Origin of the sequence: Citricoccus sp. NPDC079358 (assembly GCF_040702545.1) — a bacterium.
Lineage (GTDB): Bacteria > Actinomycetota > Actinomycetes > Actinomycetales > Micrococcaceae > Citricoccus.
This window is the reverse complement of sequence record NZ_JBFBLI010000004.1, coordinates 281,000-291,956: the sequence shown is the minus strand read 5'-3', so window position 1 is coordinate 291,956 and position 10,957 is coordinate 281,000. Positions and strand designations below refer to the sequence as shown.

Sequence of the window (10,957 nt, the reverse complement as noted above, 5' to 3'; positions counted from 1 at the left end):
ACATCGGTGCACCCCCGCTCCAGCTCCCTGGAGGAGCGGATCCCGACGCAGTATCCGTAGAGCACGATCCGCAGCATCAACCTGGGGTCATACGGGGGCTGGCCCTTGGCCTTGGCGTGGGAGGCATAGAACCGGTCCAGGTCCAGCTCGGAGTCCACGAGTTCGGCGATGAACCGGGCCAGATGATCCTGCGGCAGCCACTCATCCAACGACGGAGGCACCAGCAGCTGAGCGTCCGGCTCGAACGGGCGGAACCGCTTGTTCCGGCCAGCGTTGGTCTCTACCCGCCCATCGTCCACGGGCTCGACCCGCTCCACCGCTGACTCCTCGAAGAGGCCATCCTGGCCAGCACTGGTACCCATCACCCGATTCTCCCAGCCCGCCAGGAGACAGCCCGGTCAATCCGCCGGCGTTTTAAAGATCGACCCCACGATTACTGACCCACGCACCTAGGGAAGTGACATCGGTGCGTGCTGCCTCTTATGTCACATCTTCGCATGGGTATGAACCAAGAGGCCTGCGCTGACAAGACATCAGGCGCGGTAGAAATTACAGCACTGGAGTGGATATCCCCCTAGCGATAGCGCGGCATTCGGCTCGGAGCAACGAAAGCTCCGGGAGTGCACGCGGGTTGTGCTGGAGATTGAGCAGTGGCGTGTGCTCGCGAATCAGCGCGACCTCAACCTCGTGAACCTCAGACTGCGGCAGTACGGACCAACTGACATCGAGACTCGAGTCGATCCAATCGACGATCGCCATTCGATCGGTCGGTGCGAAGCTGTAGTTTTGGGCCCGCGCTCGACCGGCAAGTGAGCCGAATGGGGGACGGTAGCCCAGCACCGCACCGATGCTTCGGATGAAGGTGCCGTTGCCGCGTGCTCGGAGCTCGTTCCCGAGCAGTCGCTTGAGGAGCGTCTGCTTCTCGGCTTGCCCGACGTAGATCACGCGCGTGGCGCGATCCTCGAGAAGAGATTGGAAGGGCTCGGTAAGGGCCGCATCGCTGCGCAGCCGAATCGCGTAGACGCCGAACTCGTCCGGCACGATTGCGTTGATCCCACTTGCCGGTCGAAACGAGCCGTCGTCGAGCAGGTTCATGACGGCTCAGCGTCCGACGGTTTCTCCCCGGCGCTACGCCGCAGCTTCGACATGACAGTGCTCGACACCTTGACCGCAGTGTCCTTCGCACTGTGAGCGGCGTTGGCGCTGACCGACGCGACAGCTTCGACTCCTCGTGCGCCGAGCTTGCCGGCGGTCTGGGCACCTGTTACTCCGGCCTCGACGGTGGCGTCTCGTGCCTCGATCGCTGCGACAGCCCAGCGCTTCTTCTTCAGGTTCACACGGTTGTCGGAGATGCCGAGCATTTCGTGAAAGACCAGAACGTCAGCGCCCACCTCGTTGCTGGAGCGCACTACTTCGCCGGGCCTCAGGGGATGGAATAGCACCTTGCTATTCGCCATCACCGCCGCCGCGTCCATCCGCGCGAGCAGACGCTCCGTGCTCTTCGAAATCAGGTCGCGACGCTTGGCGCGGCCGGCCTGGATCGCCTCGCGGTGACGGTCGAGATCGTCTGGGCTGGAGTCGAGGACGCGGTCGACTTCGAGTACGGCCAGACCGTCCTGGAGCTGGAAACAACGTGCCAGCACGGCCAGCCACTCTTCGACTTCTCGCTCAGCATCCTTCGCAACCTTGGCGAGGTCGGCGACACGCGACTTCTTCTCCATCTTCTCGGCCAGGGCATCGATACGGCGGAGGGCGTAGGACTGCGTCTCCGCGATGGTCTGCGCGGCACCGTGCAGGCTCGACCACGTCACTTCGGAGACGCGGCCGACGTGCTCACGCTTGAGCATGGCGTCGTCGATGACGAGTCCGACCCCGATCATGCGGGCGAGCGCACTGTCCTTCTGTGCCCGCAGGATGTCGTCGACCTTCTCGTCGATCATGGCGAGGTAGTCGGTGATCTCCTGCATGGTTTGTTGCATTGCGAGTTGGGCCATGATGCCTGCCGCGCCGGCCAGCATCGCCGGGTTGGTAAGCATCGAGCCGACGGTGTCGGGCTTCACGAACTCGAGGATGTTCGTGATCTTGCCTTTACTCGTGGTCACGATGGCGCGGCTGACGCTGTCCGACGAGCCCTTCATGGCGTTGCCGAGCTTGAGTGCCTTGGCTGACTCCTCGGTGAGCTTCACCCAGCGACCGGCGTTGGCAGCGACCTCAGATCCACCCTTCGCGGCCGCCGAGCCGACGTTGATCGCACTGCCGAAAGCGTGCGCGAGGTTCAACTCGCGGGAGGCCACGCCCGCCGTGGACAGGAAGCGCTCCACCGCCAGCGGGTCGCCGATGACGGCAAGACCGTCTCCGTCGCTGACCAGTTCGATCTCGTCGCGCGGCTCGTCCTTGTCCGACATCTAGGCCCCATTCACCGAACTGATCTACTGCGTTGAGGCTACCGGTGACGAGCGACCCTCATGCAGCGTTGGTGACCTCCACGCATCAGGTCGCAGTGCGCTGGGTCCTCGACTTCAGCTTGGCGAGCTTCTTCCTCGCCTCGGCCGCTACTTTCTCCGCCTTCTTGAGTTCGCGCTCGGCTCGGGCGACCTGGTTGTCAAGCTTGCGCTTTGCCTCGGCCATGCGAGCCGCGGCCTCCGCGGTCTTGGCTGAACTGACGACACCGCGGGTTAGCTCGCACTCCGGGCACCGGGCGGTCGCGGAGCTGGGAGGACGGTCGCGGCCTACCGCGACCGATACGGCATCACCGACGACACACCCCTGGGTGCCCCGGCCGCGTCGACCGCGCAGAAGATCGACGCCGCCCGCGCGAAGACCGCCCTCGACCACGCCAGCCGAATCATTCACAACTCCGATGAGCCCACAACGCATCGCACGCAGTACCGGGACCCACTGAGTCTGCAATCACACGAACCTGGAGCGGACTAGGCCGATCCGCAAGATCCGCACCGCGCAAGTCCGTTCTCTGAGGACGCGTCTCGATCACAGGCCCGTCACGGTGCCGTCGATCGAGATGGGTGCTGGGTCGGGTTCGTTCACGTAGACCTGCGGCGGGGTCCAGGTGGCCCGTAGACGGCGTGCGCCCTGGTGGGAGGGGCCGAGCGCGAACGAGTCGATCCTGGACGCGGCCTGGTCGGTGATCAACCGCTCAGCGAACAGCAGTCGAGCCACCGGCCGCAGGACGCTGTCGTCTAGGCCCAGTCCCCGCAGTGGCGTCAGGGGATCGATCGGCCGCGCCATCCACCCCATCTGCTGACCGAGCAGCGAGGTGCCGAACAGCCCGTCGGACAGCGCCCGCTGCCCGACCTCGTCGGCCGATATCCCATTGATGGAGGCGCGCATGGTCGAGCCTCGCTGCTCCTGGGTGACCAACGTCAGCCGCTCCTCATGACCGATTGTCGAGACGGTCCTAGTGGATAGCTCCACGATCTGCACCGGCAGCGCGGTATGAGGGGAGGCGAACGGGACACCGCCGGCCCGGTTGTCCCGCAGCCGCACCAGCTCGGCATGGACCGCGTCGCTGCGCACCGCCGCGGTGAGCGAGATCGTCTTCCCGTCGTTGGTGATCTCCCGCGCACGAAACAGCGTCCGGCCCACCCGCGCCCACGGCGCCAGCTCCTCCGCCGCCAACTCCTCCAGACGACGCCGCACCCGCCGACCGAGGTCGTCCGGGTCACTCCACGGGCTCGTCGTGTACAGGTTGCGGGCACCCTGGATCAGATCGCGCTGCGCACCATCCATCTCCCCGCCGGTCTCGCCGTGCACGAACAGGCACAGCCGCAAGCCGTTGCGCTCGGCCTCCAAGAACTCCGCATGCGTGGCCGAGTACCCGTCGGGCATCCGCACGCCGTAACGCGAACCCCACATGCCCACGTAGACCTCGGAGCTGCGAACCCCGGAGAGGTAGGCCTGCTCGGCCGAGATGTCCTGCGCTCCGAGATCCTCGAACATCACCGCCGTCGCCCCGACCGACTCGATCGCTGCCCGCACCGCGGCCCGCTCGTCGGGCATGTCGGTGATCAGGCTGGACACGAACACTCGCCGCCCGCTCGCCCACGCCCGCACATCCTCCCCGGCGGCAGCCAGGGAGGCCGAGCGCTGGTCGATCAGCAACGACGCATCATCCATGCCTCAAGTCCACCACGGACACGCCCAGACGCGGAGCGCACACGCGAGCCGCGCACCAGCGAGGGCAGGCGCCAGGTCACCTTCGCCTCTTCCCGGTGTCTGCGCGGCGTCTTCAGCTGGTTGCTGAGGCGGCCTCTTATGCGGCGCTGTCGCTCCTTGTGACGGTATGACCTTTCCGGGAACGGGCGGTCCTTTCAGGTTCTTGTCGCCGAACCTTTGAAGAGGTCTGTCCATGCTCCGACTCATCTGGGCTCTCAGCGTCCACACCCGCTACTTCCTGCGCCGCTACATGCCCACCAACATCCTGCTCGACGCCATCCGGACTCGCCGCGGACTGCGCTGGAGCCCGCCGGCGATGCTGCTGGCCATCCCGTACCTGTATGCCGCGAACCTTTGCGTGCAGCTCATCGCCGGCGGCGGTCCCGGGTGGCTGCACCTGCTCGTGCTGCTGTTCATCTACAACGCGATGCAGTTCGCCATCATGGGACCGGTCAGCCTCGTCCTGCTGCTCCGTGCCCGCCTTCGCGAGTACGCCGCCCGCCGCCGCGAGCAGCGTGCCGACCACCGGCCCATGGTCGCCGCGTAGGAGGGGGAGGTGCGTGATGGGCGCGTACGTGAAGAAGACCGCCCGGCGCCGCTACGACGAGCGGCAGTTCTGTGTGCGTGCGGTGCATCATGATCCACCCGACCTGCACAAGCTGTGCGAGGTCCTGATCCGGCTCACCTTGCAGGAGGTCGGTCAGTCACGAGCCCAACGCCGCGCCGAGGACGCTCCGGAAACCTACCGGAAGCCCGCGCGTCGTGATACGACCGGCGGGAGCGACTGAGCCCCGACGGCGTGATCGAGGCCAGAGGTCCAACGGGCTCACGAACACTGCGACGGCCCGGTGTCATCCGATCCGTCGAACGCCCCGGAAGAAGCCCGACTCGCGGGCGTAGCCTCGAAGCATGGAGGAGTCTTGGGCTTCGAGTCCTGCGGCGCGAAAGACGATGCAGGGAAATCGCGGCCGCGACACGAAGGCCGAACTCGCTGTGCGACGCATCGTGCATGCGCAGGGGCTGCGCTACCGCGTCAACGCACGTCCGGAGCCGGGAATCCGCCGCACGGCCGATCTGCTCTTCACCCGTGCTCGCGTCGCCGTCTTCATCGATGGCTGCTTCTGGCACGGTTGTCCGGCGCACTTCACGATGCCAGCCACCAACACGGACTTCTGGGACGCGAAGATCGACCGCAACCGGCAACGGGACGCGGATACGACTGCCACGCTGGGGGATCGAGGCTGGGTTGTGCTGCGCTTCTGGGAGCACGAGAAGCCCCTGTCGGTGGCCTCTCGTATCGTCGAGGCGGTACGAGATGGGTCCCGTCCGCAGACCGCCGAGTGATCCGAGCGACCGGAGCCAGACCGGTCGGGCCAAGGCGGGTCAGTGATTTGCTACGGCGTGGTCCAACCATGCGGACCCTCTCGTACCGGTAAACTGAGGGCAGGTGGCGTGTCGGCTCGGCGAGCCGCGCGCCACGACGACATTGGTCGTGTTCTCCTGGAGGTGGACATCTAAGCGGGAAGGAGCGCTGGAGCTTGGCAGCATATGCAGTGAAGCTGGAGCGTTCAGCACCGCTCGTCCTCCCCAGGCACGCAGACGCTCCGGACGACGACAGCTTCGGCGAGTGGTGTCGGCTGGAGAGATCGTCTGGTCGCCCCCTCGCCGTCGACCTTTTCTCGGGAGCTGGCGGCCTCGGCGCTGGTGTCGAAGCGGCAGGCTGGACCGTCGTCGCGGCAGTCGATCACGATATGGCGGCGCTGGAGACGCATCGAGCCAACTTCCGGGGCCAAGCGCTCGATGTCGATATGGCCGATCCTGCCCAGGTGAATGCGCTCATCGAGCGACTCCGCCCGCTCGGGATCGACCTCGTCGCCGGAGGCCCGCCCTGCCAGCCGTTCAGCCGCGCGGGACGGGCGAAGATTCGCAGTCTCATCAACGACGGCGTTCGCGATGAGGTCGACTCACGCAAGGAGCTGTGGCGATCCTTCATCGATGTCGTCCTGGCACTGAAACCACGTGCAGTTCTCATGGAGAACGTGCCCGATATGGCCATTGGCGATGATCTCGCCGTCATCAGGGCGATCGCGGACATCCTCGAAGGCGCCGGATACGTCGTCGACTACCGACTGCTTGACGCATGGCGCCACGGCGTGCCGCAGCACCGCAAGCGGTTCATCCTCCAAGCACGCAACGACGGGGCTCTGCCGGATTGGCCCGCACCGATGGAGCACCGCCCTACCGTCCGTGATGCGATCGAGGACCTTCCTTCGCTCGACGACACCACCGGTGCGCGCGAGCTGCCCTACACGGGTCAACCATCCAGTGCACTGGCCAAGACCCTCTGTGACGGCGACGCGGACATCATCTACGACCACATGACGCGTCCGGTTCGGGCCGATGACCGCGAGGCGTTCGGGCTTATGACCTCCTCGACGTTGTACTCGGACCTCCCTGAGCACCTGCGCCGATACCGCTCCGACACCTTCAACGACAAGTACAAGCGCCTGGACTGGGACGATCTCAGCAGGACGATCACCGCTCACATCGCCAAGGACGGCTACTGGTATATCCACCCGGAGGAACACCGCACGCTCACCGTCCGCGAGGCGGCACGTATCCAGACCTTCCCAGACAGCTTCCGCTTCGCAGGGACCCGCAGCGACGCCTTCCGGCAGATCGGCAATGCAGTCCCGCCGGCACTCGGGCGGACCGTCGCGGAGGCGATCCTGCCCCTCGCGGAGCCACGTCAGGAGCAGCCCAGACTTCCCGATCTGCGCCGAAGGCTGTCGCTGTGGGCCGAAGAGCAGAGAAAGACGGCATGGTGGCTCTACCCCGGGCCGGACATGACGGCCGCTGCTGCCGCGGTAGCCGCGCTGCTTGACATGCACCGACTTCCTGTCGTAACTGCCGCTTCACTAATGGAACCACTCCGAGGCGTTCCAGACCTCTCCATCGATTCGCTTCAGCACATTGACGTGCACACCCTCAGTAAGACTCGCAAGGACGCCGTAAGACAGCTTCGAGGCATCGTCCGTGAGAGCCCGTCGGTCGACTGGACACCGCGCGTTGCAGCCATGCTCGGCGACGCGCAACACCGCGTGTTCTCGCTACTACGCGGCGGCAACGAGCTTCTTGTCAACGAACACGTCAGCAGAGTCGTGACCCTCCTTATGGAGTTGCCCGAAGGGCACACCGGGCTGCGCACTGACATCAAGGTCGCTCTCGCTCAGTTGGTCTCCAGTGGCGAGGACGCTGCATTGAGGATGTGCGCGATTCGTGCGATCGCTGTTTCCGAGGCGCGTGCCCGAGTCCTCGACCCCGCTACTCCACTCCCAGCACAGTCCAGGGGAGAGCGAGTCTCATGAGTGCGGATGTCCAGCAGGCCGTGAGCCATGAGCCCTCGGGTAGTGGCGCGCTCCGCCCCAAGGCGCGGCTGCTCCGGACACTCGGCAGCGACCTGATCAGCAGCGACAAGGTCGCGCTGATCGAACTGGTCAAGAACTCCTACGACGCCGACGCCAGCGTCGTTCTCCTCCGCTTCCACGGTCCGCTGGAGGAGGCGAAAGGTCGCATCGAGGTATGGGATGACGGCCACGGCATGGACGTCGCCACGCTCCAGCGCTCATGGCTCGACATCGCGACCGACACCAAGAGACGACGCCCTCGCAGCGACGGAGGTCGACGAGTGCTCGGCGAGAAGGGCATCGGTCGGCTCGCCGCTGCCCGGCTCGGTCACGAAATGATGCTGGTCACGCGGATGACCAATGCCGACGAGGTCAAACTCCTGATCGACTGGACGGACTTCGACCGCGAGGACGCCTACCTCGATCAGATCGAGGTCGCCTGGGAAGTCGGAGCACCTGACGTCTTCTCTGACTCTGGCGCAGCCGTTGATACCTTTTCCGCAGCCGAGAACGAGACCTGGCATCACGGCCGGGGGACTGTGGTCCAGATTGACCGCCTCTCTCGCGCGTGGGATCGTGACGACCTTCTTGAGCTACGTACAGCGCTGACGCGGCTGATACGGCCCCGTCCGGGGACAGGCTCAAGCCTCGCGAACGCAGAAGATGCCGAGCCCGACTTCCAGGTGATCCTGGAACTGGTCGACGTCGAGGAGGGCCTAGAGGACCTCGCTGGTCCTATCGAGCCATCGTCTGAACTCCAGACCCCTCACTACAGCCTCACCGGCTCCGTGGATGCCCAGGGGTCCGCCACCCTTCGCTACACACAGCAGGACCCCCCGCTGGAGGAGGATATCGGCGTCAAACAGTTGTGGACCGATGACAAGCGCTCCCCGCAGGCAGGACCCTTCGACTTCGAGATCAACGTCTGGGACCGAGACAAGACAGCCATCCAACGGACCCTCCAGGAGACAGACGCAGAGAACGCAGCGCCCAGCGCGAAGGACTTGAAGGGTTTCCGCGACACGCTCAGCGAGGTTGCCGGTGTTAGCATCTATCGAGATGGCTTTCGAGTCCTGCCATTCGGTGAAAGCGGCGACGACTGGCTCGGACTCGACCTACGACGAGTCCAGACCCCAACCCGCCGCGTATCAAACAACCAAGTCATCGGACACGTCTTCATCGGCGCCGACACGAACGAAGGGCTCAAGGACCAGTCGAACCGAGAGGGCATCCTCGCCGGCACCGCCTACTCGGACCTCCAGACGCTCGTCAAAGCCGCGCTCAACGAACTAGAGACGCGCCGGTACACCGCGCGCCACCCCAAGAAGGAACCGGGCGAAAGCAAGGGCGGCCTGTTTGAGCGCTTCGACCTCGGTGAGATTCGTACCGCTCTGGCCCAGAGCTATCCCGGCGACAAGCGCCTGATCGGACTCATTGACGAGAAGAACCGCGATATCCAGGAAGGCGTCATAGAGGTTCAGAACGTCCTTTCGCGATACTCCCGACTCGCCACCCTCGGCGCACTCATCGATCGCGTCCTTCACGACGGTCGAACCGTCGTGACACGACTCAAGAACATCGCGCGCTTCGGTACCCGCGACTTGAACAAGAAGAGCCTCACCGACGGGGAGAAGATCGACCTCGCCGTGGAAGCAATGTCAGAGACGACGACCCAAGCCGAACTACTCTCATCTCTCTTCAAACAGATCGAGCCCTTCGGTGGTCGCAAGCGCGGACGACCGAAGGAAATCAGCACCAGCGACGTCATCGACAAGGCAATCTCGATACTCCAGCAGGAAGCCGACGACCGCGGCGTCGAACTGCTTCGAGAGGGCGATACAGTCGCTGTGAAAATCGACGAAGCTGAACTGCTGACAGTCCTCATCAACCTCATCCAAAACGCCATCTACTGGACCTCAACCCAGGCGAAAGGAACCGAGCGGAAGGTCATCGCTGCCGCCCGGCTCATCGATGACTCCTCATTGAGCCTCGTCGTGAGCGACTCTGGACCCGGGGTAGCGGAGGGCGTCCGCGCGCACATCTTCGACCCCTACTTCTCCAGTAAACCGGAAGGCGTGGGACTCGGCCTGAGCATCGTAGGCAACCTCGTAGAAGACATCTACGAGGGCCAGCTCATCCTTATTGACGAAGGTCCGCTCGACGGGGCAACTTTCGAGGCCACCTTCAGGAGGCGGGTCCAATGAAGGAAAAGGTACGTGTCCTCATCATCGAGGACAAGGCTGACCTGGCAGCGGATGCGCGGCGCGAGATCGAAGACGCGTTTGAGGAAAGCGATGAAATTGAGGTTGAGGTCTCGGTGGAGACAGACTTCGATGAGGGATTCGCCAAGTTCAGTCGGGGCGAGAGTGACGTTGTGGTGCTGGATGTCCGGCGTGACACTCCTGACCCGTCGCCGGACGATGAGGCCGCTGGGCACGCTGTATATCTGAACATTAAGGATGCCCGCTTTGCCCCAGTGGTTTTCTGGACGGCTCTCCCTGAAACAGTCGTCCATGAGCAGATGGCTCCCCTGGTCACCGTCGTAACCAAGGATGACACCGATAAACTACCTGCGGCAATCCAGGCGGCAGTTGCTAGTCGTGCGGTCATCACAATCAGCGGCATTGAACAACATGTAGCCACCGTCCTGCGCAAACACATGTGGACGGAGCTGGCGCCAAATTGGGCGGAGTACACCGAAGCTGCGGACTCCTCGGGAATCGCGCAAGTTCTGCTCAGCCGCCTCTCTCGGGTGCTCGAAGAAGACAGCGAACAGTCGTTGACCGCAGACCCGAGTCATCGATACATCTACCCGCCTGCTTCGACTCGCCGCGCACCAGGCGATCTCCTTCGAGCGCCGGATGCCACATGGTGGGTGATCCTCACGCCAGCATGCGACTTCGCTCAAGACAAGTTCGAGTTCGCGCTACTGGCCAAAGCAGGCGACTTGGGATCGAATTCCAGATTCCAGAAGTGGTCCGCTTCAAAGTCAAAGGCCGCCTGGAATGAGCTTGAGAAGCATGTTCTGACAGCCACTCAAGGCCGCTTCTACTACTTGCCTGCGTTTCGCGACATTCCGGACTTGGTTCTCGACCTAGAGAATGTGCAAGCGGTCACGGCCGAGACTCTCGATGCGATGAGCCCGATAGCTTCGCTCGTAAGTCCGTTTTCCGAGGGTCTGCTCGTTCAACATAGCCAGTACAGGGGCCGGATCGGAGTGCCCGACCTCGACTCTGATCGTGTGAAGCGGCGACTCTCGGGCGGTCAATCAACCGGCGATTGATTTGCGTAAACTTCCTCCAAGCGAGTGCCCGCAAGGTCACGGGATGGTGCCCTGCCCACGATCGCCCCTAGCTAACCGCCATCAGCAGGACCGA

At 64.1% G+C, this 10,957-nt stretch carries 11 protein-coding genes; 6 read left to right on the top strand and 5 right to left on the bottom strand.

Annotated features, from left to right (window positions below):
- The 5 genes from AB0333_RS07625 to AB0333_RS07605 form a co-directional block, all read right to left on the bottom strand.
- On the bottom strand, nucleotides 1-362 hold a 362-nt coding region (locus AB0333_RS07625), incomplete at its 3' end, for a transposase (RefSeq protein ID WP_366218101.1).
- 187 nt (nucleotides 363-549) lie between these two features.
- Entirely contained in the window at nucleotides 550-1,095 is a 546-nt protein-coding gene (locus AB0333_RS07620) for a GIY-YIG nuclease family protein (protein ID WP_366218099.1), read from the bottom strand.
- Entirely contained in the window at nucleotides 1,092-2,405 is a 1,314-nt protein-coding gene (locus tag AB0333_RS07615; protein WP_366218098.1) for a hypothetical protein, read from the bottom strand. Before AB0333_RS07615 ends, AB0333_RS07620 begins: the two co-directional genes overlap by 4 nt.
- A gap of 85 nt (nucleotides 2,406-2,490) precedes the next feature.
- Nucleotides 2,491-2,628: a hypothetical protein gene (locus tag AB0333_RS07610; protein ID WP_366218097.1), complete on the bottom strand. Its 138-nt coding sequence runs from the start codon at nucleotides 2,626-2,628 to the stop codon at nucleotides 2,491-2,493.
- Between the two features lie 360 nt (nucleotides 2,629-2,988).
- Nucleotides 2,989-4,134 (bottom strand): DUF4062 domain-containing protein, encoded by a 1,146-nt coding sequence (locus tag AB0333_RS07605; protein ID WP_366218096.1) that lies wholly within the window; start codon nucleotides 4,132-4,134, stop codon nucleotides 2,989-2,991.
- A gap of 232 nt (nucleotides 4,135-4,366) precedes the next feature.
- Here AB0333_RS07605 and AB0333_RS07600 point away from each other — a divergent pair, with 232 nt between their 5' ends.
- From AB0333_RS07600 to AB0333_RS07575, 6 genes are all read left to right on the top strand, one after another.
- Nucleotides 4,367-4,720, top strand: coding sequence for a sulfate permease (locus tag AB0333_RS07600; protein ID WP_366218095.1), 354 nt, complete (start codon nucleotides 4,367-4,369; stop codon nucleotides 4,718-4,720).
- Nucleotides 4,721-4,748: 28 nt separating this feature from the next.
- The gene (locus AB0333_RS07595; protein ID WP_366218094.1) at nucleotides 4,749-4,961 is read left to right on the top strand and encodes a hypothetical protein; all 213 of its coding nucleotides are present in this window, start codon (nucleotides 4,749-4,751) and stop codon (nucleotides 4,959-4,961) included.
- 121 nt (nucleotides 4,962-5,082) lie between these two features.
- Nucleotides 5,083-5,517 carry a very short patch repair endonuclease gene (locus AB0333_RS07590; RefSeq protein WP_366218093.1) on the top strand — a complete coding sequence of 145 codons (435 nt, stop codon included), beginning with the start codon at nucleotides 5,083-5,085 and terminating at the stop codon, nucleotides 5,515-5,517.
- A gap of 194 nt (nucleotides 5,518-5,711) precedes the next feature.
- Nucleotides 5,712-7,541, top strand: a complete 1,830-nt coding sequence (locus tag AB0333_RS07585) for a DNA cytosine methyltransferase (protein WP_366218092.1) — start codon at nucleotides 5,712-5,714, stop codon at nucleotides 7,539-7,541.
- A complete protein-coding gene (locus AB0333_RS07580) occupies nucleotides 7,538-9,784 on the top strand; it encodes an ATP-binding protein (RefSeq protein ID WP_366218091.1) in 2,247 nt (748 codons plus the stop codon). Before AB0333_RS07585 ends, AB0333_RS07580 begins: the two co-directional genes overlap by 4 nt.
- On the top strand, nucleotides 9,781-10,863 hold the full coding sequence (locus tag AB0333_RS07575; RefSeq protein ID WP_366218090.1) for a hypothetical protein: 1,083 nt from the start codon (nucleotides 9,781-9,783) through the stop codon (nucleotides 10,861-10,863). Before AB0333_RS07580 ends, AB0333_RS07575 begins: the two co-directional genes overlap by 4 nt.
- Nucleotides 10,864-10,957: the final 94 nt, after the last annotated feature.

Bases quoted from the DNA above. Each gene is read 5' to 3' on its own strand.
- AB0333_RS07605 (WP_366218096.1), bottom strand. From the start codon at position 4,134: ATGGATGATGCGTCGTTGCTGATCGACCAGCGCTCGGCCTCCCTGGCT.
- AB0333_RS07600 (WP_366218095.1), top strand. From the start codon at position 4,367: ATGCTCCGACTCATCTGGGCTCTCAGCGTCCACACCCGCTACTTCCTG.
- AB0333_RS07610 (WP_366218097.1), bottom strand. From the start codon at position 2,628: ATGGCCGAGGCAAAGCGCAAGCTTGACAACCAGGTCGCCCGAGCCGAG.
- AB0333_RS07620 (WP_366218099.1), bottom strand. From the start codon at position 1,095: ATGAACCTGCTCGACGACGGCTCGTTTCGACCGGCAAGTGGGATCAAC.
- AB0333_RS07590 (WP_366218093.1), top strand. From the start codon at position 5,083: ATGGAGGAGTCTTGGGCTTCGAGTCCTGCGGCGCGAAAGACGATGCAG.
- AB0333_RS07615 (WP_366218098.1), bottom strand. From the start codon at position 2,405: ATGTCGGACAAGGACGAGCCGCGCGACGAGATCGAACTGGTCAGCGAC.
- AB0333_RS07580 (WP_366218091.1), top strand. From the start codon at position 7,538: ATGAGTGCGGATGTCCAGCAGGCCGTGAGCCATGAGCCCTCGGGTAGT.
- AB0333_RS07575 (WP_366218090.1), top strand. From the start codon at position 9,781: ATGAAGGAAAAGGTACGTGTCCTCATCATCGAGGACAAGGCTGACCTG.